This window comes from Chitinophaga sp. sic0106, assembly GCF_019219075.1.
Classification (GTDB): Bacteria; Bacteroidota; Bacteroidia; order Chitinophagales; family Chitinophagaceae; genus Chitinophaga.
This window is the reverse complement of sequence record NZ_JAHUWJ010000004.1, coordinates 249910-274205: the sequence shown is the minus strand read 5'-3', so window position 1 is coordinate 274205 and position 24296 is coordinate 249910. Positions and strand designations below refer to the sequence as shown.

Annotated in this window: 23 protein-coding genes; 8 read left to right on the top strand and 15 right to left on the bottom strand. The window is 48.5% G+C overall.

Going from position 1 to position 24296, the window contains the following annotated elements; genetic code table 11:
• Positions 1-109: 109 nt before the first annotated feature.
• The 7 genes from KW844_RS08380 to KW844_RS08350 all read right to left on the bottom strand — a co-directional run bounded on the left by KW844_RS08380 (position 110) and on the right by KW844_RS08350 (position 9299).
• On the bottom strand, positions 110-1906 hold the full coding sequence (locus KW844_RS08380; protein ID WP_218376263.1) for an ABC transporter ATP-binding protein: 1797 nt from the start codon (positions 1904-1906) through the stop codon (positions 110-112).
• Positions 1907-2091: 185 nt separating this feature from the next.
• Positions 2092-3021: a phosphoribosylaminoimidazolesuccinocarboxamide synthase gene (locus KW844_RS08375; RefSeq protein ID WP_218376262.1), complete on the bottom strand. Its 930-nt coding sequence runs from the start codon at positions 3019-3021 to the stop codon at positions 2092-2094.
• A gap of 100 nt (positions 3022-3121) precedes the next feature.
• Positions 3122-4477 carry an exonuclease domain-containing protein gene (locus KW844_RS08370; protein ID WP_218376261.1) on the bottom strand — a complete coding sequence of 452 codons (1356 nt, stop codon included), beginning with the start codon at positions 4475-4477 and terminating at the stop codon, positions 3122-3124.
• Between the two features lie 21 nt (positions 4478-4498).
• The gene (locus tag KW844_RS08365; RefSeq protein ID WP_218376260.1) at positions 4499-5671 is read right to left on the bottom strand and encodes an ABC transporter permease; all 1173 of its coding nucleotides are present in this window, start codon (positions 5669-5671) and stop codon (positions 4499-4501) included.
• Positions 5664-6833 carry an ABC transporter permease gene (locus KW844_RS08360; protein ID WP_218376259.1) on the bottom strand — a complete coding sequence of 390 codons (1170 nt, stop codon included), beginning with the start codon at positions 6831-6833 and terminating at the stop codon, positions 5664-5666. The genes KW844_RS08365 and KW844_RS08360 overlap by 8 nt, the downstream gene beginning before the upstream one ends.
• Positions 6830-7819 carry an HlyD family secretion protein gene (locus KW844_RS08355; RefSeq protein ID WP_218376258.1) on the bottom strand — a complete coding sequence of 330 codons (990 nt, stop codon included), beginning with the start codon at positions 7817-7819 and terminating at the stop codon, positions 6830-6832. The genes KW844_RS08360 and KW844_RS08355 overlap by 4 nt, the downstream gene beginning before the upstream one ends.
• 10 nt (positions 7820-7829) lie before the next feature.
• Positions 7830-9299: a TolC family protein gene (locus KW844_RS08350; RefSeq protein ID WP_218376257.1), complete on the bottom strand. Its 1470-nt coding sequence runs from the start codon at positions 9297-9299 to the stop codon at positions 7830-7832.
• 315 nt (positions 9300-9614) lie between these two features.
• Between KW844_RS08350 and KW844_RS08345 the strand changes: the two genes are divergently transcribed.
• The 8 genes from KW844_RS08345 to KW844_RS08305 all read left to right on the top strand — a co-directional run bounded on the left by KW844_RS08345 (position 9615) and on the right by KW844_RS08305 (position 14032).
• Complete coding sequence (locus KW844_RS08345; RefSeq protein WP_218376256.1) at positions 9615-10154, top strand: YceI family protein; 540 nt, start codon at positions 9615-9617, stop codon at positions 10152-10154.
• A gap of 57 nt (positions 10155-10211) precedes the next feature.
• Positions 10212-11144: a ring-cleaving dioxygenase gene (locus KW844_RS08340; protein ID WP_218376255.1), complete on the top strand. Its 933-nt coding sequence runs from the start codon at positions 10212-10214 to the stop codon at positions 11142-11144.
• A 2-nt stretch (positions 11145-11146) separates the two neighbouring features.
• Positions 11147-11773, top strand: a complete 627-nt coding sequence (locus tag KW844_RS08335) for an alpha/beta hydrolase (protein WP_218376254.1) — start codon at positions 11147-11149, stop codon at positions 11771-11773.
• Between the two features lie 33 nt (positions 11774-11806).
• Positions 11807-12208 (top strand): OsmC family protein, encoded by a 402-nt coding sequence (locus tag KW844_RS08330; RefSeq protein ID WP_218376253.1) that lies wholly within the window; start codon positions 11807-11809, stop codon positions 12206-12208.
• Positions 12209-12224: 16 nt separating this feature from the next.
• Positions 12225-12674: a (4Fe-4S)-binding protein gene (locus KW844_RS29065; protein ID WP_255578293.1), complete on the top strand. Its 450-nt coding sequence runs from the start codon at positions 12225-12227 to the stop codon at positions 12672-12674.
• Between the two features lie 5 nt (positions 12675-12679).
• Positions 12680-12952, top strand: a complete 273-nt coding sequence (locus KW844_RS08315) for a GNAT family N-acetyltransferase (RefSeq protein ID WP_218376252.1) — start codon at positions 12680-12682, stop codon at positions 12950-12952.
• A gap of 87 nt (positions 12953-13039) precedes the next feature.
• Complete coding sequence (locus KW844_RS08310; RefSeq protein ID WP_218376251.1) at positions 13040-13618, top strand: YeeE/YedE family protein; 579 nt, start codon at positions 13040-13042, stop codon at positions 13616-13618.
• A 3-nt stretch (positions 13619-13621) separates the two neighbouring features.
• Positions 13622-14032 (top strand): DUF6691 family protein, encoded by a 411-nt coding sequence (locus KW844_RS08305; RefSeq protein ID WP_218376250.1) that lies wholly within the window; start codon positions 13622-13624, stop codon positions 14030-14032.
• A gap of 95 nt (positions 14033-14127) precedes the next feature.
• On the opposite strand, the gene KW844_RS08300 is transcribed toward KW844_RS08305, so the two are convergent.
• From KW844_RS08300 to KW844_RS08265, 8 genes are all read right to left on the bottom strand, one after another.
• The gene (locus tag KW844_RS08300) at positions 14128-14691 is read right to left on the bottom strand and encodes a DUF4142 domain-containing protein (RefSeq protein WP_218376249.1); all 564 of its coding nucleotides are present in this window, start codon (positions 14689-14691) and stop codon (positions 14128-14130) included.
• A 298-nt stretch (positions 14692-14989) separates the two neighbouring features.
• Positions 14990-16111 carry a hypothetical protein gene (locus tag KW844_RS08295; protein WP_218376248.1) on the bottom strand — a complete coding sequence of 374 codons (1122 nt, stop codon included), beginning with the start codon at positions 16109-16111 and terminating at the stop codon, positions 14990-14992.
• Positions 16112-16200: 89 nt separating this feature from the next.
• Positions 16201-17340: an SPFH domain-containing protein gene (locus KW844_RS08290; RefSeq protein WP_218376247.1), complete on the bottom strand. Its 1140-nt coding sequence runs from the start codon at positions 17338-17340 to the stop codon at positions 16201-16203.
• Positions 17341-17417: 77 nt separating this feature from the next.
• Positions 17418-19466, bottom strand: coding sequence for a copper-translocating P-type ATPase (locus KW844_RS08285; RefSeq protein WP_218376246.1), 2049 nt, complete (start codon positions 19464-19466; stop codon positions 17418-17420).
• A 90-nt stretch (positions 19467-19556) separates the two neighbouring features.
• Positions 19557-20408: an alpha/beta hydrolase gene (locus tag KW844_RS08280; RefSeq protein ID WP_218376245.1), complete on the bottom strand. Its 852-nt coding sequence runs from the start codon at positions 20406-20408 to the stop codon at positions 19557-19559.
• Between the two features lie 7 nt (positions 20409-20415).
• Positions 20416-21171, bottom strand: a complete 756-nt coding sequence (locus KW844_RS08275; protein WP_218376244.1) for an SGNH/GDSL hydrolase family protein — start codon at positions 21169-21171, stop codon at positions 20416-20418.
• A 186-nt stretch (positions 21172-21357) separates the two neighbouring features.
• On the bottom strand, positions 21358-22716 hold the full coding sequence (locus KW844_RS08270; RefSeq protein WP_218376243.1) for an acyl-CoA dehydrogenase family protein: 1359 nt from the start codon (positions 22714-22716) through the stop codon (positions 21358-21360).
• A gap of 111 nt (positions 22717-22827) precedes the next feature.
• A complete protein-coding gene (locus KW844_RS08265; RefSeq protein ID WP_218376242.1) occupies positions 22828-24294 on the bottom strand; it encodes a hypothetical protein in 1467 nt (488 codons plus the stop codon).
• Positions 24295-24296: the final 2 nt, after the last annotated feature.

Here is a 24296-nt window from a genome sequence, read left to right as displayed (position 1 = left end):
ACAAATATACTATTGTTTTACAAATATCAAAATAATTTTAAATGATTTTGAAAAATCATAAAACCTTGGGTGGAGCGCCCACTGCAGCGTGTATACAAGCCCGTGATTACTACTCAGTTAGCGGCTCTTCTTCGCCGGATTGCTGGCGTGCGAATAACTCTGCGTAGTAGCCATTTAATGACAATAATTCTTCATGCGTTCCCGCTTCTGCGATGCGTCCTTCATCCATTACGATGATTTTATTGAACTCAAACAACGCGAAAATACGGTGAGTGATAATGATAGCAGTTTTATCTTTCAGATAGGCGTAAAGGTTACCTATAATTTCTTTTTCTGTGCGGGCATCTACGGCGGAGAGGCAGTCGTCGAAAATCAGCAGCTGCGGATTTTTGATAAGGGCGCGGGCAATAGAAATACGTTGCTTCTGTCCGCCGCTGAGGGTAACGCCTCTCTCCCCTATGGCTGTTTCAAAGCCTTCGCTGAATCCCAGGATATCTTTTTCTACGGAGGCTTGCCGCGCTACCTGCTGTACTTTTGCCAGATCGGCCACCGGATCACCGAAGCGGATATTATTGGCAACCGTGTCGGAAAACAGGAACACATCCTGCGGCACATAGCTGATCTGACCACGCAGGTTTTCCAGTGGAATCTGCCGGATATCGGTACCACCCATCACTACTTTGCCCTGCTGCGGATCATACATACGGATCAACAGCTGCGCCAGCGTGCTTTTCCCTGAGCCTGTACGGCCTATCACTGCAATTTTTTCTCCTGGTTTTATATGGAGATTGAAATCCTTTATGGCAGTAATGCCGGTATGCGGGTAAGTAAATGTCACGGCTTCGAGTCGCACTTCTCCATTGATCGCTACCGGCTTTGCAGTAGCCGTATCCGTTATTTCCGGTTTGATTTCCAGGAATTCGTTTATGCGTTGCTGTGAGGCTGCCGCGCGCTGTATCATAGAGGCCACCATCCCGATGGAGAAAAACGGAAACATCAGCATGTTTACATAAATCACAAACTCCGCCAGGTTACCAACGGTAATGTTGCCGGCAATCACCTGTATCCCTCCGATGAAAATAGTCAGAATCACGCTAAGCCCGATCATCAGCGCCATAGCGGGTTGAAACAAGGCATCGGTTTTAGCCAGACTAATTGAACTCTGCTTATATTCCTCACTCGCCTCCTCGAAATGCTTCGTGCTGGCATCTTCCTGCACGTAGGATTTGATCACCCTGATCCCGGAATACGACTCCTGCGCAATACTGGTGATACCAGATAACTGTGTTTGGATGCGTTCACTCTTTTTATGAATAATCCGGTTTACGTAGTAGATGGTGATTGCCAGAAAAGGCAGTGGCGATAAGGTATACAGCGTAAGGAGCGGGTTTACATCTATCATCAGATAAATGATAATCACAATCAAAAACAAGGTACGGGAGGCGTACATGATGGCAGGCCCTACGTACATACGTACACGTGATACGTCTTCGGTGATACGGCTCATCAGGTCACCGGTACGGTGCATCTTGAAGAAGTTGAGGTCCAGCCGCTGATAATGTTGGTAGATGTCATTTTTTAGACCGAACTCAATATGACGGCTCATCACAATAAGCGTTTGCCGTTGCAGAAACAGGAAGAAACCACTGAGTAATGCGAAGATCAAAATACTCACGCCATAAAAGGCCAGGATCTGTGAAAAACTGCCCTTGAACATACCGCTCAACGGCGTATTTTCCAGCAGCCGGTATTCATCCAGGTTGTGGGACAGCAGATCAAAGATCTGACGGACCATAATGGGTTGGAATACGCTGAATATAATCGAAATGGCGGTAAACAGCAATCCCAGGATTAGCCGCCATTTATGCTGGATAAAGTATTTGTTCAGTGCCGCTAGATGTTTCAAAAGCCTATCTGTTTGAAAAGCAAAAATAGGACATTATGAGATATGGAGAGCGGGGAAATGATGGGCGGACCCGTAGAGCCGCAATGCTTGAGGTTCCAATGGTCCCCTACAAAATAAAAACGCTCTGATCCTGCCGATCAGCAGGATCAGAGCGAGGAGCCACAAGCATTGTGGCTCTACATAGTTTATTGAGCTTTCAGCGCCGCTACTATCCTTGCTTCTGCATCTGCTTGCGTCACATCTTCCTTAACAAAAGTCCGACCAGTGATTTTTTCGAACAGCTCGATATAACGTTCGCTAACGGTATGTACGAATTCATCCGTCATTTCAGGAACGGCTTGACCGTCTTTACCCTGGAAACCATTTGCCATCAGCCACTCGCGAACAAACTCTTTACTGAGCTGACGTTGTGGTTTACCGGCCTGCTGGTTTTCTTCGTAGCCTTCTGCGTAGAAGTAACGGGAAGAATCAGGGGTATGAATTTCATCAATCACCACAATCTGCTCACCATGTTTACCGAACTCATATTTGGTATCCACCAGGATCAGGCCACGTGCAGCAGCCAGCTCCTTACCCTTCTGGAACAAGGCCAGGGTGTATTTTTCCAGTTGCTCGTAATCTTCCCTGCTCACCAAACCACGGGCAATGATTTCTTCACGGGAGATGTCCTCATCATGACCTTCATGTGCCTTGGTAGTAGGGGTGATAATAGGTGTAGGGAAGTAATCATTTTCTTTCAGTCCTTCCGGCATAGTAACGCCGCAAAGTACACGTTCACCTGTTTTGTAAGTTCTCCAGGCATGGCCGGTAAGGTTACCACGCACCACCATTTCCACCGGGAAGGTTTCGCATTTCAACCCGATAGTAACATTAGGCAGCGGAGTGGATTTTACCCAGTTAGGCACAATGTCTTTAGTGGCTTCCAGCATGATAGCAGCTACCTGGTTCAGCACCTGACCCTTATAAGGAATGGGCCGGGGCAGTACTACGTCAAATGCAGAGATACGATCGCTAACAACCATTACCATGAGCTTGTCCTCAATGGTATATACATCACGTACTTTCCCTTTATAGAAAGCGGTTTGACCTGGCAGGTTGAATCTTGGCTCTAACATGAATAAATTTTATAATAAATAAAGATTAAAAGACTTTTACGAGCTGCAAAAGTATGCAGGAATCAGATGTAATGCTACATCCGTGCTATAAATTTTCTGATTATTCTGCTGAAACGCCCGACGCGTAAGGCCTTAGCAGACCTATGATGGTTTCGTTTTCAGGATAAGGCGTCAGGTAATCACGTATAGCCATTGGGTTAGTATGCTCCAGGTGCCCCGGGAAATACCCCATCCCATAAAACTTACCTTTCTCCATCAGGATACAACTCCGTTCTCCCGGTGTCAGTCCCTTATCGTAAATGGTGACAGATGGCTGCTGATCCTGCAGATAGGCTACTGCCGACACTACCCGGTTGTTATACGCGACAGCACTTTCTTCCCTGCGGCATGCCCCATTGCATGTACCTGCCGTGATACCTGCGCAGGTACCATCGTTCTTTTGTAAAAAACATAATTTGGGACACAACTCAAACTCCCTGATCAATGCACGCAGGATGCGATGACCATCTACCAGCAAATTGAAACTATGCACAGGATGGGAATGCTTTCTTCGCTTTTCAATCACGATCCGCATGTAGCCCATCTGGTCCTCAAACAGGTATAAGCCGTAGCGGTATTCGATCCGCTTTTGCGCGGCGTTGAATGCTGGCCACAGCCGCTTGATCTCCACCGACTCCAGAATACCGGCCATCAGTTCAGTGGCCGTAGGCTGGCAGGAAATACGATGAATAGTGCGTAAGAAATTCTGTCGCTGCCTCCCGGGGTTGTTACCGGTAAAGTGGCTGTTTACCCGCTTTTTCAGGTCCTTGGCCTTACCCACATACACCACTTTGTCTTTCTGATCATGAAAATAATATACGCCGGGTACACTGGGCAGGTCCTTCACCTGCTCTGGTGGCAGGTTAGGTGGCAGGAATTGTTCTTTGGAGCCGCCTTTTAGGGCACCTGATATAGCGTTGGCCTTATCCTGTGCCAGCATCATGGCAAACAGTTTCATGGTGGCCTCCGCATCGCCGGCAGCGCGGTGCCGGCCATTAACCGGAATCTGAAAATGCCGGCAGATGTTGCCCAGGCTATAAGACTGTAAACCCGGGAATATTTTACGTCCCAGCCGCACCGTACAAAGCTTACGGCTGTCCAGCTCATAGCCGGCAGCCTTCAGGTGGTGCTGCACAAACGAATAATCAAAATTTACATTATGAGCAACGAAAATATTGTCCTTAAGCAGACTATGCACCAGCGGCGCAACCGCTTCAAACGGAGGGGCATCGGCCACCATTTCATTGGTGATGCCTGTCAGACTGCTGATGTAATGAGGAATGGGAATTCCAGGGTTTACAAGCGTATCGTACTGCTGTACCAGCCCGCTGCCATCATATACAAAAATGGCTATTTCCGTAATTCCGTTGGCACTGGCATGGCCACCAGTAGTTTCTATATCTACAATTGCATACATCCTCCAACAAAGATATTGTATTTAGGATAATACTGCTTCCTTCCGACGGATAAATGAGAGTCGCCATAGCGCGAGCGACACATAAAACACCCATAGCAAGAGCAGGTGCACCACAGACACTATATTATCTCCCAAACCAGCCCCTGACTGCACAATAGCAATATAGATTTTCAGAAACGGCGTGGTAGGCAGCAAAGACGAAAGCAGCTGCATGCCCCTGGGCAGGGAATCATAAGGCCAGGCAAGGCCACTCAGCAGAAAAAAAGGATAGGTAGAAAACACCATTAGCTGGGCTGTGAGCAGTTGCCCCTTAAACAAAGTGCCTAACATAAAGCCCATCGGGATTAACGTCAATATAAATAAAATAAAAGCAATGGATACATCCAGCGGATGCCCCCGGAAAGGGATATCCAGTGTACGGTAATTGACGGTCATAAAGAAGGCAGCGTAACCACAGAAAAGGATAAAGTAAAAGAGCGATTTCCCCCAGAGCGCGGTAGACAGGCTATTACCCGCCATGCCGATCACCTGCCCCAGGTGTTTCCGTTGCCTGTCCAGCGCCACGCTTTCCGCCAGCCCAATCAGCAGTGTTTGCTGCAAAATCAGCGCCAGCAGCCCCGGCAGTAGAAAGCCACCATAACTGGAACGTGTATTATACACCGGCCGGTAATCAAAATTCACCGGCATGGTTTCCCGCATGGCAATCTCATTATTATTTCCCTGCATCTGGTTATATTTCAATCGCACCCCCGCTCCTACAGCCATGCCAATATTGGTAATGCCCATGGCCAGCTCACTGGAAGGCAGGAAACGCGCCCCGTTCACCACCAGCACTACATCTGCCTGCTTTAAGCCCAGCAGGTTTTTCTCCATACCCTTGGGCAGAAACAGGTACCCTTGTGTATCACCGTAATACATGATTTTTTCGGCATCCTGTATATTGGCTGCCCTGACCAGTTTCGTAATCTGGAGGTTGCCCACCTGCTCTATGAAGGTCCGTGAAAGGTCGGTATTATCTTCATCCACCACCCCCAGCATCACCTGCTCTTCCACCTTATACTGATAAATGCTGCCGTAAAAGAAAGCATAGATCAGCGGCGCCAGCAGCAAGGTAAGAGTAAGACTATGATCCGAGGCTATCAGCTTCAGTTCACGAAGAAACACGCGTCCTATGTTACCAAAAAAATCAGGCATGTTGTACAACAAGTTTATTCAGCTTCCGCTGAAAGACGATAATAGCCACCGGGTACGTAAGCACTATAAATAGCAGCAGGTGCCCCATCTCTTTATAACAATATAATAATGGCAACCGCATGAAATACACCTTAAAGAGGGAATCCAGAAAAGGGGTAAAAGGCATCAGCATCGCATAGTACTGATCAAACCAGGGCATACCCCATCGCGGAAAAGTAAAGCCGCTGAATACGAATGCCGGTGAGGTATAGAACAGACCTATATCGCAGGCCAGCATCACATCGTTAAAGATAGAAGATACCATCATTCCAAAACCTATACATGCGACAGCCAGCAGTGTATACATCACAAACAGCGGCCAGTTGCTGGCAATGAGGCCACCGGCGAATATGGGGAACATGATGCAGGTGACGAGCAGGTAATTGACCCAGGCCATCGATAAATGTGCGAGCGACTTACCCATAATGGCCACCGATGCCGAACCACCGGCCTGCCCGCGCAATTCTTCCAGGGTTCCCAGACTTCTCTCATAATTCAAAGTAAGAATGGCTACCATGATGATCATCATCTGCAACGCAACAGCAATGAGGCCAGGCACCAGGTAAGCCTGGTAATCATACCGGGGATTATACAGCACCCAGGAATGCAGGTTCACCGGCAATACCAGCGCCATAGCTCGCCCGGCAGGCATACCCGTTTTCACGAACTTCTGCAGGATCACGCCCGAACCAGCGGTAATAATCACCTGCGCCGCATCTTTGTAGATCAGCTTGGAAGTAACCAGCGACGCTGCGTTGGCATAAAGTGTAACAGTTGTAGGATGCCGGCTTTTGATATCATTATCCATGCGCGGCGGAAAGTGTACGGCAGCCAGGATCTCCCCACTTTTCATCAGTGCTTCGATTTCCGCATAGCTGTTTACCTGCCTGGTGATATGGATCGATTCCGTTTCTTCCAGCATAAAGGTAAACTGTCGCGACAGCGGCGAGTGCGACTCATCCCAAACCGCTACGGGAAGGTCCTGCGCAAATTTGTTGTTATAAATCAGGGCGTAAATGGTACAGATGATCACCGGCACTACCAGCAGCACCACATAGTGTACCGGCAGGGTGAGTATCCGCTTCCATTCACGGATGTAGATGCTATATACCCCTTTTATCATGGCAGATTCATACTCGCGGTCATACCTGGTCTCAAACCATTGATGGCAGCTTCGTTTACGGGTTTAAAATCGACAGTAAAAGTCCGCAGTTCAAAATCGCCTTTGGCCTTTACCGGCACCCAGTTAGCAAAGGTGAGCGAAGGTGAAACTTCGTGGACCTTCGCTTCAAATTTTTCAGGTTCACAGCCAGGCACCGTCATTTTCACCACTGTACCCAGTTTGAGCTTGTTCATCTGATCCTGACGGATGTTGAAGCGCATATGGTATGTCTCCGGTTTTTGTATCGTGATCAGCGGATAACCAATGGACACTATTTCTCCTTCGGAGATCACCATGGAAGAAATAATACCATCAGACGGGGCATGGATATACGTATTATCAGAAAGTGCTTTGGTGAGTTCATAGCCTTCGCGCGCCTGTGTAAGAATGGCGGCTGCGGCCTGAATCAGCTCCGGCCGGCGGCCCTGCTCCAGCATTTCCACGTTGAGTTTGGCCGTCTCCATTTCTTTTTTGGATGCCTGTAGCTTAAAATATACCAGGTCTTTTTCCTGGCCGGAAATCACTTCATCACTAAACAGGTTTTCCATGCGCTTGTACGTTTTCTGCATCAGCTCATACTGGTCCTGCGTAATCTTATAGAGGTTGTTGGCCGCCTGGATGACTTCCGGCCTGGCACCTTTCTGTAATAAGGTGAGCTGGGCCTGCGCCGCATCAATGGCCGCCAACGCCTGGTTGCGGATAGCATTGATTTCCGTAGAACGCAAAACGCCGAGCAGCTGGCCTTTACGGATGGTATCCCCTTGTCTTACCAGCAAACTATCCAGCCTGCCGGGAAATTCCGCTGCAACATCCACGTAGTCGGCATCAACCATTCCTATTACCGAATCATCCGTAGCTGCCGGCTTCTTCACAAAGAAGAAAAGGGCGATGATAATAATGATAATGGGAACAAGTAAAGCCCAGTAATTTTTTAGAAAGTTCCTCATCTGTATGCGTTTATTTCGTTCCGTCAATGTAAACGGCAAACTCCTCGGGAGTGCCCAGTACGTTCCAGTATTCGGCCATTGCCAGGTAGTAACCCAATACGGCGGTATAATATATTTTCTCCATTTCTTCTTCCATCAGGAGGGCGTCATTGACATCCTTTACGGAGGAGAGCTGATTTTCCATCCGGTCGGTAATCAGGACGGTGGTGAGCCGCGCCTGTTGCCGTGCACTGTCCAGGGAGGCCACTTCATTTTGCAGGGACTGCATTTTGTTTTTAGCCACTGCCAGCCGTAGTTCCAGGTTAGTCTTTGTATTTTCCGCTGCCAGCTTCGCTTCCTCTACCAGTTGCTCACTGGCGCGGGTGCGCTTTACGCGGGAGAAGCCGTCGAAGATATTCCATTGCAGCTCTACGCCTACCATCCAGGGAGGTATGGTCACCGGCAGGTCTTTCTGGTATACGTTCACGTTACCAATGGCAAAAATATTAGGGAGCGACAACGAGCGGGTTGCCTTCACCGCTACTTTCGCCTGGTCCGTGGCATTGGCCACGAGCCGGTAGGTAGCGTTGTTATCCAGCTGTATGGCTGCCGGTTCCTCGCTGGTAACTACATCATAAGCGCCGTAGCGCAGGGTATCATTGATGACCAGCGGCGTATTAAGCGGCTGCCCCAACAGCTTATTCAGTTCCAGGATGGCGTTGCGCTTGTCCAGCTGCAGGTTCGCGTAACGGTTAGCAGCCTGCGTGTAGGAAACGTTTGCCCAGTTGAGCAGGTATGGCGGCAGTATCTGGTTCTTTTTCAGTGAGGCGGCGTAGGCTTTATTTTTTTCGAAAGCTTTCAGAATGATGGCCTCGTGTGCCAGGATGGTATTGAGATAGAGAATGCGGAGGTATTGTGCGCTGATGCCAAAAGTCAGTTCCTTTTCTACCAGTTGCTGATTGAATTCGCCCGCCTGTACGTTGGTGCGTGCCAGTTCCTGCGCGGAGGCAATTTTTCCGCCCATATAAATAGGTTGACGCACAAACACGCCAGCGGTAAAGTAGGATTGCTTTGCGAGTTGAGGATTGTAATCCGGGTACGCCGTGTTGAGGATACCTTTGGTGGCAGTAGAGATTTTGTCTTTCACCGCCTGCGGCAGGTCCTGACCTGTGATCTGATGGAACACTTCATTGGCGGTATTCACTGCTTGTGCAGAAGAGCCGTCTACCACCCCGTTCTTCACCTGTTGTAAATTAATTTCCAGCGGCTTACCTAGGTAGTTATACCCTGCGAGCACGTCTACCTTGGGGAAGTAGGCGCGGTTGTTTGCCTGCAGGGAGTACTCCCTGGCTTTGAGCGAGTGCTGCGCCTGCTGCACCACGATATTGCCCTGTTTGGCGATGCGGTAACAATCTTTTAATGAGAGCTCCTTCCCTGCATCCTGGGCGTAAGCTGGAACAGCGAGTATAAACGGAATGATGATGACTGGGAATTGTTTCATACGAAGTACATTTCTGAGCAACGCCGCCATTTTTGGATTCATCCGACAGATAAACAATTAATTATGCATAATGTTTGTGTTATTTGAAAAAAAATGCTGATTAATTAACCTGTTTCCCCTTCGATCCGAATTCATTAACTTAGTAAAGCACAATTTGTACATCATTTTCAATATTTAGTGCATTTGCATCCGTCCGGCAATTGGAGACCTTTGTGATGTTCAGATGAACAAACAAATTCCGGACTTGTTATGCATTGAGAGCAGCACAGTCCTGTAAAGGGTCAACATATTTCATCATTATAAAACCATTCACTTATGGCAAAAACAACTTGGGTAGCAGATGCTGACCACAGCGAGCTTGGCTTCAAGATCAGACACCTGATGATTACCAACATCAATGGTAAATTCGACAACTTCACAGTGGAAGCAGAAACAGAAGAAGAAGAAGATTTTTTGAATGCCAACGTTACTGCCACCGTGGATATTGATTCCGTGAATACCGGCAATGCGCAGCGCGATGGTCACCTTCGCAGTCCTGACTTCTTCGACGTAGATAAATACCGTAACATCGTTTTCAAGGCTACCAAAGCTGAAAGTGTAGATAACGACGGTTCCTATACCCTGTATGGTGACCTTACCATTCGTGATGTGACTAAACCCATTAAGCTGGATGTTGAGTTCGGCGGGGTGGTTAAAGATCCCTGGGGCAATACCAAAGCGGGTTTTACGGTGCATGGCAAAATCAATCGTAAAGACTTCGGTCTGAACTGGAATGCGGTGACAGAAGCCGGCGGGGTGATGGTAAGCGACGAAGTAAAGATCCACTGCGAGGTACAGATGCTGAAGAGATCATAAAAGATATTACGCGGTCCCGCCATACTGCGGGACTTTTTCATTTATAAACACATTACCATGAGCGCAATAAAAGGCATACATCACGTCACAGCGATAGCGGGAAGGGCCAAAAAGAACTTTGATTTTTATACAAGGGTAATGGGATTACGATTTGTAAAGAAAACCGTCAATTTCGATGACCCTAATACCTATCATTTTTATTATGGAGATGAAAAGGGTGACCCGGGAACGATCCTCACGTTCTTTCCCTGGGAGGACATCGCCACGGGGCGCAGGGGGACGCATATGGCTACTGAAATTGGGTATTCTGTACCCGAAGGCAGCCTGGATTTCTGGCTGAAACGTTTAGAGAAAGAAAACATCATCTATAATAAACCTTCTTCCAAATTTGGAGAAGTATACCTCACGTTCCTGGACCCGGATGGGTTGAAAGTAGAGCTGACGGTGCCCGAACAGTCGGACGACCGCAAGCCCTGGGAAACTGCCGAGATCAAAGAACAATATGCCACCAAAGGCTTTCATCATGTTACCCTTACCCTGGACGACATTCAGCCAACGGCCGACCTCCTGGTATCCGTATTTGGCTGGGAGCTGAAAAAGAACCACACCAACCGCTATCGCTTTGCTGGTCCTGATGGGCAGCAGGGTGGATACATTGACCTCGTAGAGGCCAAAGGGGAAATGCGTGGCCATGTGGCTGGCGGCAGTGTGCATCACGTAGCCTTCCGCGTACCGGATGTAGCCGCGCAGGAACAATTAAAAGAAGTGCTGGAGAACAGAGGCCTGCACGTTACCACTGTGCTGGACAGGACCTACTTTAAATCCGTATACTTCCGGGAGCCGGGCGGAGTACTGTTTGAACTGGCCACTGAGGCACCTGGATTTACAGTAGACGAACCGCTCGGGGAGCTGGGTACCCATTTGATGCTGCCTCCTCAATATGAAGCGCAGCGGGAAGAGATAGTTAAAAAATTAGTAAAGCTGGACTAACAATGGATTTCAAACCCCTGCAATATATCTGGGCGCCGGCAAATAACGGCAATGGTTATACGCTGCTACTGCTGCACGGCACTGGTGGCGACGAAACAGATTTGCTGCAGCTGGCGGCGGAATTAGGCAAGGGTTACCACGTGCTCAGTGTACGCGGTAACGTTAGTGAACACGGCATGCCCCGGTTTTTCAGGCGACTGTCCATGGGGGTATTTGACGAAAAGGATGTACATTTCCGTACGCATGAGCTGGTACACTTTGTAAAGGAGTTGTCGCTTGAAAAAGGTTTTGATGCAGATAAGCTCATCCCTGTTGGTTATTCCAACGGCGCCAATATTGCCGGAGCCATATTGATGCTGTATCCGGAACTGCTGGCGGGAGCGGTATTATTCCGCCCTATGCAGCCCCTGCAGGGAATAGAAGATCCGTTTGAAACAACGCGAGCACAACCCGTTTTTATGAGTGGCGGCTTACAGGATGGCACCGTAGAACCTGGTGCAACCGAGAGCTACGCCACCTTACTGGAGGCCAGCGGTTACGCGGTAAAATTGGAAATGCTCAACACAGGCCATCAGCTCACGCAGCAGGATGTAACCCATGCTGCACAATGGCTGGCCCAATCATTTTAGTTTAATGCTGATAAGGAAGCAGCTTATAGAATTATGGATGAATCAGTAAAAGTAAGTATCGGCCAGCATCCCTACCAGGTATCTATCGATACACGTGGTCACCGCTGGCTGGCGGATGAACCGGAAGAGGTGGGCGGCGGCGACACCGCACCCAAGCCCGGAGAGCTGTTACTCAGCAGTCTGGGCGCCTGTACCGCCATCACCGTAAGCATGTACGCAAAACGTAAGAAATGGCCGCTGGAAGGCGTGGAAATTGAGCTGTTTTTTAACAAGGATAAAAAACCAGACCCCAATACGACCGTTATAGAACGCAATATTGCATTCCAGGGTAACCTGGATGAGGAACAACGGGCACGACTACTGCAGATTGCCGACTCCTGCCCTATTCATAAGGTACTGAGTAATCCTATTGTTATCATCAGCAATCCCGCTTAATAAAACGGACATTCTTATGAAAGACATTACCAAGAAATACACCAACGGCGAGGTGACCATCGTATGGAAACCCAATGTGTGTATACACTCAGAAGTGTGCTTCCATGGCTTGCCGGATGTTTTCAATCCGCATACCAAGCCGTGGATTAATGCCGAAGGCGCCACCACAGAGCGCATTATCAACCAGGTAAAGCAATGCCCATCCGGCGCACTCACCTACTACCTCAACAGCGACGTTGTCGCGGAAGGTGGCATAGCACCGGACATCGAAGCCGAAAGCATTGTAGAGCCGCTGCCAAACGGCCCGCTGCTGGTATATGGCAACATTGTAGTTAAAGATGCCGAAGGAAAAGAGACCCATAAAAATAAAGTAACGGCTTTCTGCCGCTGTGGCGCCTCCTCCAACAAGCCTTACTGCGATGGTACTCACGTAAAAATTAATTTCCGGGATAAACCTGCAACTTAAAAATTATGGAATACGATATCATTCAGAATACAGAAAAACACCGGTTTGAAACTACCGTTGACGGACATACGGGATTTATCATTTACCAAAACTATCCCGGTGGCATTGCTTATGTACATACAGAAGTACCACCAGAGCTGGAAGGTAAAGGTGTGGCAGCCGCACTGGCTAAATATGTGCTGGAATACGCCAGGGCAAATGGTTTGAAAGTAAAGCCACTATGCCCCTACGTGTTTGCCTATATGAAAAGGCAGCCGGAGTATAATGACTTGTTATAACCAAAAGCGCCAGGGACCGAAGGTTCCTGGCGCTTTTGGTTTTATAACAGCGCCGGCTGCGCTGTTACAAAACCAAAAATATTACCTATGAGCATCATCCAATTTATTCAGCAGCCCTGGCATTGGGCCGTAGGCGGCCTTTTCATCGGGCTCACCGTTCCCCTCCTGCTGCTTTTGGGCAACAAAGCGCTTGGCATCTCCTCCACTCTTCGACAAATATGTGCCGCCTGTTTTCCGGCATATATTTCTTTTTTTAAGTACGACTGGAAAGCACAAGCCTGGAACCTGTTTTTTGTAGGGGGGATCCTTATTGGCGGCATCCTCGCCGGCTGTTTCCTGGAAGGTAATGCACCCATTGAGGTGGCTGCCGCTACCCAACAGCGGCTACAGGCCTATCATATTACCGACTATTCCCAGCTGCTTCCGGCAGAGATTTTTAACTGGAGTAACCTCTTTACTTTAAAAGGACTTATCTTTTTTGTCATCGGCGGATTCCTCGTAGGCTTTGGAACACGCTATGCCGGCGGATGTACATCCGGACATTCCATTATGGGATTGTCCAACCTGCAATGGCCGTCGCTGGTGGCCACCATCTGCTTTATGGCGGGAGGATTTTTTAGTGCCAACATTATTGTTCCCTGGATTTTTAAACTTTTAAACGCCTAGGCCATGAAAAATATTAAGTATTTACTCGCCGGTATTTTCTTTGGGGTTGTGCTGGTAAAAGCGCAGGTAATTAGTTGGTTCCGCATCCAGGAAATGTTTCAACTCACCTCTTTCCATATGTATGGTGTAATCGGCACCGGCGTGGTGGTTGGCATCATGGCCGTACAGCTGATCAAACGCTTTCACATTAAAACATTTGACGGGCAGCCGATTTCCATTGCACCCAAAAAATTTGATAAAGGACAGATCTATGGAGGATTGATATTCGGCATAGGCTGGGCTATAACCGGGGCTTGTCCGGGGCCATTGTTTGCGCAGATCGGACTGGGCTTTACCGTAGTAGCAGTTACCTTAATCAGCGCCATTGCCGGCACCTGGGTTTATGGATTACTGGAGAAAAAATTACCGCACTAACATAAAAATCCCTGGTACTGTACCGGTACCAGGGACAAGCCGTTTGATGTTTGCAATTCCAATCAAACAGCACCTATAATTGATCTTGAACTAAACTATTTTAAACCGTCCTTAACTGCTTTTGCAGAATCCTGGTGCGCTTTTAAGGTAGGCAAAGTATTAGTAGCAAAGGCTTTCAGGTCAGCATCTGTAAGATCATTAGATGCATCTTCGAATTTTTTCACATCATGATCATGGTCATCCACCATCATTTTCATGTATTCTTTATCGAAATCCTTTCCTGATTTTTTTGCCAGCTCGTCCAGGTGTTTCTGATCTTCCGGATTCACTAAAGCGGGCAGGGTAATGTTTTTGCTGGTAGCCAGCGCTTTCAGTTCGTCATTTGCTTTGCTGTGGTCATTCACCATCATGTTACCGAATTCTTTTACACGCGGATTGGTAGCTTTCTCTTGCGCCAGCTTACCCATGGCCACTTCCAGCATTCCCCCGTTTGCAGCTTCTACGGCAAATTCTGAAGATTTGTCATCTACGGGTTTTACCGCTTCGTTAATTTCCTGTGCACTGTCTGTTTGTGCTTCTTTGTTGCTGGCGTTATTTCCACAGGATTGAATCAGGCCTACTGCGAGGCAAGCGGTCGCTAAAAATATGGTCTTTTTCATAGCCGATTGTTTTGAGTTTTTTTGAAAAAATGAATTAATAGGTTCAGCTTCTATTTTTCAAAAAGGATACCGCAAATTTGGCCTCATCCTTTCAATCCCTTTACCACAGCATATTTCATTAAAATATTTAATCAATTTTCAGGGAGATGTAATGGTTGATTTTGTAGATTTTACTCCCCGATTCGATGTCCGCACGCATGATCCCGTTTCAGCGCAGGCCTTCGGCATACGCTGAAACGGGAAGGGTCAGGGCGACCCGCCCTGACCCTTCCCGTTTAAATTTAATAACTATGATATTTTATTGTTGAGATGCCAATTGCCAGATGATGATAATAGCCAGGATAATGGAAATCACCAGTCCTGCAATTTTCACCCAGCTGTATGGCCGGTCGCCCGTTACTTCTCCGGTACAAGCGTTTACCACGAAGTGATATACTTTATCATTGTATTTGTATGCACTGATCCATACCGGCAGCAGCAGGTATTTTAAACCGAGGGAGTCGTATACCACATCGTAATCATCGATGATCTGTTCATCCCCACCGATATCACCGCATATTTCGTCGCGGATAATCGGGTCCATACGGCGCTGCGCCTGTACCAGGCCCTGTTCGGCGTTGGTTTGAAAAATTTCGGCGCGGAAACCACTCAGGTAGCGGCCATCATATTTTTTCAGTTCTTCCAGCTTCCAGGGCTCCAGGATGATAGCCATTTTTTGTGGCAGGCTTGGGCTGGCCGACACGAGCACATCACGAAACTCATTGTTTACACGACCGGAAGTACGATACCAGGCTGTGTGGCGTACCTGACGGGTACGTGTTTCCTCGCGGCCGTTAACTGTTTCAGTATAGGTTTCAGTAGTATAGTAATATTCACCACGCTGACCAGTATACGAAGTATCCGTATCAGCATCGTAGCTCCAGTGCGGGATGTACACCCCTTTCAATTGCTGTGATGAACCATCTTTTACTTTTTTCACCAGGTCGGAAGGAGCAAACCAGAGTTTGCTCATCCAGTTCCGGAAATACTGAAGCGCTTCATTATCTTTTACCACAAAGGGTAAAACATAATGTGGTTCCAGCATAGTAGTAGTTTGTACATGGTCTATCACCAGCGGTGAGGCGCAGAATGCGCAGGAGTCGGCAGTTACGTTAGGCAGCAACGTCGTAGAGGCGCCGCAGTTAGTACATTTTACAATTTGCGCTTCCTGGGTGGCGTTGGTATGTGCCTGTTGGGCAGCAATGAATTCCTCATAGTCGATGGCCCTGATGGCCAGGTCGGGTTCATGTTCGATTTCATTAACGGTACCGCAATATTCACACTTCAGGCTGTTGGTACCGGGTGCGTAATGCAGCACGGCCCCACAGTTCTGGCACTTCAGCGATTGTACCGTTTCACTTGTTTTTTCCTCAAATGACATAGGGAAACATTCTGTTTATAAAAAGTCGCAAACAGGCCAGGGGCCTGTTTGCGAAGTGCTGCACGCCGAAGGCGCGCGGAACTAATAGCTTATGGTAATGGTGGAGGCACGGCAGCCAGAATTGATGCCAGCTCAGGTACGGAGGAAGCGGCAGCCCATGCAGCCATACCTGCTTTCCATACGAGAGAGTTACCATTGAACTGACCAGTGGCTGCCAGTTGTTGCAGTTGCGTTTGGTCAAAAGGACCTGCCTGCTGACCATTCACCGCTACAAAGAAAGATACGGCAGACGGCAATGGTGGCGGAACAGCGCCTGCCGCTGGTGCAGCACCGGCGCCACTCTGTCCTGATACCGGATTAAACTGGTTTTGCTGAAACACATTACCCATCTGACCCATCATGGCGGCGCCCATGCCCAAACCCAGACCGGCGCCGGCAAGGCCACCGCTGCCCGGATTCTCCGCGGATTTCTCCATAGCGTTAGCAGCCTGGAACTGCGCATATGCACCCAGGTTGCCCACAATACCCATGCTGCTCCTTTTATCCAGTGCAGCTTCCACTTCTGGTGGCAGGGAAATGTTTTCGATGAGGAATTTAGTCAGTTCCAGTCCCAGCTCATTGAATTCAGGACGGATCTTATCGGTGATAATAGTTGAAACTTCGTCGTAGTTGGCGGCCAGGTCCAGCACCGGAATCTTTGCTTCTGCAATCGCATCCATACCACGTGATACAGCCAGGTTGCGCAGTTGCTCGTTGATACCGTCTACCGTAAATTCAGGGTTGGTAGCCGCGATATCTTTAATGAATTCTGCTGCATCTTTTACCTTAAATGCATAACTACCGAAAGCGCGTACACGAAGCGGACCAAATTCTGCATCGCGCAGCATCACCGGATTCTTGGTACCCCACTTCTGATTGGTAAACTGGCGAAGGCTCACAAAAAATACGTCTGCTTTGTATGGACTGTTGAAGCCATACTTCCAACCCTGCAAAGTAGCGAGGATAGGCAGGTTTTGCGTATTCAGTGTATGCATACCAGCGGTAAACACATCTGCAATTTTACCTTCGTTCATGAACACAGCTACCTGTGATTCACGTACCGTCAGTTTAGCATTTTGCTTGATCTCATTCTGGTAACGGGGAAACTTCCAAACAATGGTATCAGACGAGGTGTCTGTCCATTCAATAATATCAACAAATTCATTCCGCAGTTTATCAAATAATCCCATGATCAGGTTTTTTAATACAGAGTTAAATGTCTGCCAAATTTATTGAATTATTCCCTTCATTTAGACATAATAAATTGTTATAATTTCAGCAACTTCGCGTTAATGGCAACTACCACAGTGCTCACTGTCATCAGTACCGCACCAATGGCAGGACTAAGTATCACTCCCCAGGGCGCCAATATACCTGCTGCCAGTGGCATAGCGATCAGGTTATAACCCGTGGCCCAGGCCAGGTTCTGCATCATTTTACGGTAGGTGGCTTTTCCGAATTTGATAAGACTCACAATATCAGCGGGGTTGCTGTTGACCAGTACAATCCCTGCGGTTTCGGCGGCTATATCCGAGCCCGAGCCAACGGCAATACCAATGTTGGCCTGCGCCAGCGCCGGTGCATCATTGATGCCGTCGCCGGTCATGGCTACATACCTTCCCTCCTGCTGCAATGTTTTTATTTGTTCCAGCTTTTCGTGCGGCAAAACTTCTGCCACCACCTTATCAAGCTGTAATTTTTGCCCCACCGCGTCGGCTACTTTTTTATTATCGCCGGTAAGGAGTACGGTGGTAATGCCTTCCTGCCGCAGTTGCTGCACAGCGCCGGCCGATTCAGGCCGCAGCTCATCTGACAACAACAGGTAACCTGCGGGCTTATCATTGATGACCACATACGATAAGGTCCCTGTACCATCGATGTTTACAACCGGTGCACGAAAATGTTCCCGGGCATAAACCGGTGAGGCTACCAATACGGTATCATTCCCGACTTTCGCCTGAATACCGTTACCGGCAAGGGCTTGAACATCAGAAGCCGCTGGTACCTGTAATTGTAATTCGCTCGCCTTCGTAAGAATACCAGTGGCGATGGGATGCTCTGACTGTTGTTCTACGGCGGCAGCCAGCATAAGCAGTTGCTCTTTACTATAGTTGCTGTCAAAAGATTCCATGGCTGTCACTTCAAATTTACCGACGGTCAGCGTGCCGGTTTTATCAAATACCAGCGTATCAATTTTACGGGAGTTTTCAAATGCGGTGCGGTCTTTTATCAGCAGTCCGTGCTGGGCTGCGATGGTGGTAGAACGGGCTACAACCAGTGGTACGGCGAGTCCGAGCGCATGCGGACAACAAATGACGATCACCGTTACCATGCGTTCCATGGCAAAAGCGAGGGAGCTGCCTGTGAGCCACCACACCAGGAAAGTAAGTATACCAGCTCCAATGGCTATCACAGTGAGCCAGCGGGCAGCTTTGTCCGCCAGCAGCTGCGTACCTGATTTTGCCTGCTGGGCATCATTTACCAGTTTTATTACCTGGGAGAGATAAGAGTCCGCGCTGTTGTGAGTCACCTTTACCTGGAAAGCGCTGTTGCCGTTAATGGCTCCCGCAATGACTTTATCCCCGGCGGATTTTTGTACCGGCCTGGATTCACCGGTCAGCATAGATTCATTGATGTAACTGGCACCTTCGGACACTATGCCATCGGCGGCTATTTTTTCTCCTGGTTTTACCAGGATGATATCGCCCGGTTGCAAGCTGTCAGTGGGCACCTCCCGCACAACATCTCCCTTAATCAAATGTGCCTCCGCAGGCATTAGTTTCACGAGGAGTTCCAGCTCCCGGCCTGCGCCGGCTACCGCACTCATTTCTATCCAGTGGCCCAGCAGCATGATCAGGATCAGTGTAGCCAGTTCCCAGAAAAAGTCCATTCCCTGTAAACCGAATAGTACGGCCACGCTGTATACATATGCCACGGTGATGGCAAAACCCACCAGCGTCATCATACCAGGATTGCGTGCTTTGAGTTCATGGCTGGCACCTGTCAGAAATGGCCAGCCGCCGTAGAAATAGATAATGGTGCTGAGTCCCAGCAGTATGGACTGGTCGCCCGGAAAGCTGAATGACAATCCCAGCCAATGCTGGATCATTTTAGACAACAACATGACCGGCACTGTAAGCACCAGTACTACATAAAAGCGCTTTTTATAGTCGTTGATCATACTGCTATGATCGTGGCCGGCATGCATGTTTCCCATGTCATGGTGATCATGGTGTTCAGCATGGTCCATATGTAGAGTTGACTGTTCCTTGTGGCCGTTCATCTGGTGATGAGCGTGGTCGTGGTGTGGGTCCATTTCTGCAGTTCTTTCTTTATAATACAACCGGGACAGGGAATTGTTATATAAAAAAAGAACCGCGGGAGGCGGTTCTTTTTTAGGGAGATGTTAATCTTTCTTATCAAACTGTTTCAGCCAGGCCTGAGCAAGTCCGGGCCAGGCAGCTGCGGCGGGGTTTCCGGGACGCAGTCCGTACCCATGTCCGCCCTTATTATAGAAATGCAGTTCTACCGGTGCCTTTGCATCGCGCATGGCGCCGGCCATTACCAGTGCGCTGTTGCCATAAGGGTCATCAGCGGTGGCAAACAGGAATGTTGGTGGCGTGGCAGCGTTTACTTTCAGCTCTGGCGTCAGTTTACGGTCCGTTCCTTTATCGAGGTAGGCCGGATAAATGAGCAGGGTGAAGGCCGGTTTGGCACTCAGCTGATCGGCTGCATCCACTGGTGTGTACTGCTGCACATCATACAACGTGCTGGCTCTTGCGCTCAGGCTTCCACCTGCTGAAAAGCCCAGTACGCCAATCTTTTCTGGATTGATGTGGTAGTCGGCCGCTTTGGAGCGCACGATACGGATAGCGCGCTGTACGTCCTGCAGAGCGCCAAGTTGCTTTTGCGGCACCCGGTAATGCAGCACAAACGCCGTATAGCCGAGGGAGTTAAACCACTTCGCTATTTCGGTCCCTTCCAGGTCCAGGGCCAGGATGCTGTAGCCGCCTCCCGGACAAACGATCACGGCTGCATCTTTGGTACTCCCTGCCGGTGCAGGGTACACGGAGATGAAAGGATCCGTAACTTCAGAAATGCGGATTACGTTACCGCTGTTATCTGCGGAGGTTTTCATGGGCGACTTCACCGTTTCGCCGGGTACATTACCCGGCCATAACGGAATATTTTTCACCTGCTGTGCCATCATATTTACACCTGCACTCATCATTATACAAAGAAGAAATACTTTTTTCATGGGCGAATTATTTAACACAATCCAGCCATGCCTGCGCCATGAGTCGCGCACCTGCCAGTGAAGGATGTACTCCGTCACCGGTCCAGTAGCTGGCCGGAGCGGATTGCACTGCCTTATCAAAAATGGCCTGGTAAGGAATGAAGGCTGCTTTATATTTATCTGCAATCTCTTTGGCTGCGGCGCGGTATTCATTGAATTCGGGGTACCAGGTATCGTCAACTGCTTTCACGCCTTTAACGGCAAATGGTTCACCGATGATCAGTTGCAGATCAGGGAACTTTTGTTTGGTGCGGTCCAGCAGTTTATCGTAATCATCACGATATACTTTGGAGGTGCCGTCATATTTGCCATTGTGCTTGTGCCAGTAGTCGTTTACGCCTATCAGGATGCTGAGCACATTGGGTTTAAGGTTGATGCAATCGGCATCCCATCTTTCAGCCAGCTGGTATACTTTGTTACCACTGATGCCTTTGTTGTAGATGGAAAGGTTTTTAGCCGGATGCTGCCAAAGCAGTTCGGAAGCGGCCAGGAAGGCGTAACCGCCACCCAGTGCAGCCCCGTTGTTGGCGGCATCGCTGTCCCTTTTGCGGCCCACGTCTGTAATGGAATCGCCCTGGAAGAGGATGGTAAAATCTTTTTTCAGCTGTATTTTTGCTGGCTTTGCACCTGCGGTAGCGGCAGACACAATGTTTGGCAAACTAATAGCGGCAAGGCTTCCCAGCGATACGTTGCGGAGGAAACTGCGACGGTCGGATGTATTCATAACGAGTGGTTTATTTTCTGTTTTATCAGCTAACGGATAAAAATAGAAAATAGATTGTTTTTTATTTTAAAAAAATTTGAGACGGATAAGCCCGGATACCGAAGGCATCCGGGCTTGTCCATGTATGCTGCACCAACCGCGCAGCATACACGCAAAAACTTCGCCTTCCATCGGTTCAATAATTTACTACACAAAAGCGCTTGAACCTGTGATAGCTCTTCCAACAATGAGGGAGTTGATCTCTTTGGTTCCTTCATAGGAATAAATTGCTTCTGCATCGGCAACAAACCGCGCTACATTGTATTCCAGCAAAATACCGTTGCCTCCCATCACTTCCCTGGCGCGGCCCACAATATCGCGGGTACGAAGGGTACAAAAGACTTTTGCCAATGATGCATGCTCATCTTTGAGAGCGCCCTGGTCCTGCAGTTCGGATAAGCGGAACACCATGGTTTGCATGGCGGTGAGGTTGGACAGCATTTCTACCAGGTGGCCCTGGATGAGCTGGAAAGAGGCAATAGGTTTCCCGAATTGCTTACGTTTACGGGTATACGCCAGCGCGTTTTCATAGGCGCCTCGGGCACAGCCTACCGCTTCCCAGGCTACGCTGGCGCGGGTCATACGCAATACGCGGGAGGTATCTTTAAAGTTATTGGCATGTTGTAAACGATCGGCTTCTTCCACCCGGCAGTCAGTAAGAGTGATGAGGCCGTTCTGTACAATGCGGAGCGCCATCTTATCGTGCATTTTTTCTACAGCGAAACCGGGGTTTTCCTTACGCACCAGGAATCCTTTGACTTGATTATCTCCCAAATCCCTGGCCCAGATAACGATAACATCCGCGAAGGTGGCGTTGCCTATCCATTTTTTCTGCCCATTCAAAATCCAGGTATCCCCTTCGCGTTTAGCCGTGGTAGTTAGTCCCCCAGCGGTACCCGAGCCCACCTCCGGTTCCGTGAGGCCGAAGGCACCAATACAATGCAGCTGCTGCATTTTGGGCAGCCACTCTGATTTCTGTGCCTCAGAACCGAGCATATAAATGGAGCCCATGGCTAACCCGCTTTGTACCCCGAAGAAGGTGGCAATGCTGGCGTCCACCCGCGCCATTTCCATAGCCAGAATACCTTCCATCAGGTAGGAACGATTTGGGCAGCCGTAACCGTCGTAGGTTACGCCGCATATATTGAGGGCCCTGAATTTTTCAATGATTTCAAAAGGGAACTCCGCCTTCAGCCAGTATTCATTTACCAGCGGCTGGATTTCCTTCTCCATAAACTCCCTTACCTTCAACTGCAACTCTCTGTCCTCCGGCGACAGCCGTTCACTGATATTATAGAAATCCCCGTCAATAGGCGGTTCCTTCTTTTTACTACCACGACTCCCCAGCATTTTCATCAGGCCGTTGAGTTGATTCTCGTCCATCTGGGCTACCGACTGCATCACCTTCGGTAAGTCTACCTTCTCGGATAGTTTGGCCAATTGCTTAAAGTCTATACTTTTAAAGAGCTGATACGCATTTCTGAGCTTAGAGAAAGTTCCTGACATATAACATGGTTTTCAATGAATTTACGAATTATTAGGGAGATTAAATGCGGTCAGGATAGCAGTAATTTATTGAACATAAAGCCCCGGATGCGTGTTCCGGGGCTTTTTGGGTTAATGCGTTTCGGAGAACTTTCCTTCGGGGGTGATGTAAATCCATTTACCATTTAGCATGATTTGTGCCGGCGCTATCAAAGTTGCGGCTCCGGGATTATGCGATGCGAAATTATCTTTTGGAATAGTGGTGATGGGTCCAACTGTTGTAACACCGGGAGTCTGGTGCATGATTAGTCTGTCGGACACCTCCCGGTTTTCACCCACCAGCAATAATTCTACCAATGCCGCTTCTTTTCCGGCGTAGACATGCCGGTAAAGATATACTGGTTTTTTAAAGGACAACAGGTCTACCTGCGCATAGCTATGGCCGTCTTCGGCATGCTGTTCCATGTGATCGGCTAACACCTGCTTCACGCCATTTTCAGAAAAAGATTCGCTACTTAGTTCATAACGTTGGGTTACTCCTGTCAGCCGTCCTTCTTCATTTACCCGCAACAGCATCGCCATAACTGTTTTCAGGTCATTGTCACCCTGTATATCATAAAACGTATTCTCCAAAATTTCATGCTGGTAAATACTACCATCCGCATTAATGATGGCCTTGTCTATCTTGTCGGAGTAATACTCTCCACCTGCTTCCCCCTGCAACATTGCGTGAAATGTTTCGGTACCATCGCTTTTATGGATATATAATTCATAGGATGGTCCGTCTGCCATTTCCCCACCATTCGATAACTCATCATGTGCATAAATCAGGACGGAAAATTTCCCAGCCTGCATTTTTGCAACATGATAATAGGCCAGTTTAGGGTCCGATGCATACTCCTTATAATCCAGGAAAGGCAGCAACAACGATACAGGCTTCAAGCTCGGGAAGTTCGGCTTACTGGTAAGTGTCAATGGCTGGCTAACAACCGGAAAAAGTTTTTCATAATCTGCAAACGAAATATTTACCATGGGCACCGTTACGATCTCCCCTTTATCTGTTAGCCGGTAAGTAATTATGCTGGCCTTGTTGGTAATGTAGTCCTCTTTTTGGTTGTCAAAACTGTATTCATACTTTCTTCCCTGCACGATGGAATCATTGACGAAAACCGGAGTAAGCGTTATACGATTGGTGATATGGTCGTCTCCATCGTTTCCATAGTTTTCCAATTCTTCATAATCAATGACCTTTCCATGGGAGTCAAAGGTATACAGGAAGCCGTGATCATAGCCAATTTTCCTGCTACATTGAAAGTATAACGCCACAAATGCAGCCGTTTTTCTGAACACACTGACACGTACGTCTTTGTAGCCTTCACGGATCATCGCCGGCACAATAGCGGTTCCGGTCACCTCCTTCATTTGATTATAATAATTTTCTCTATTCAGCATAGGCAAACCACGCACCATCTCTTCAAATCCGGGAATGGAATCCGGGGCTATGCCGGTGCTGTCGGTTAACGCCTGATGGTTACCTGGGGTGTTACAGGCAGCCAGGATGGCCAGCAGGCATAGAAATGATAATCTCAGGGATTTCATAC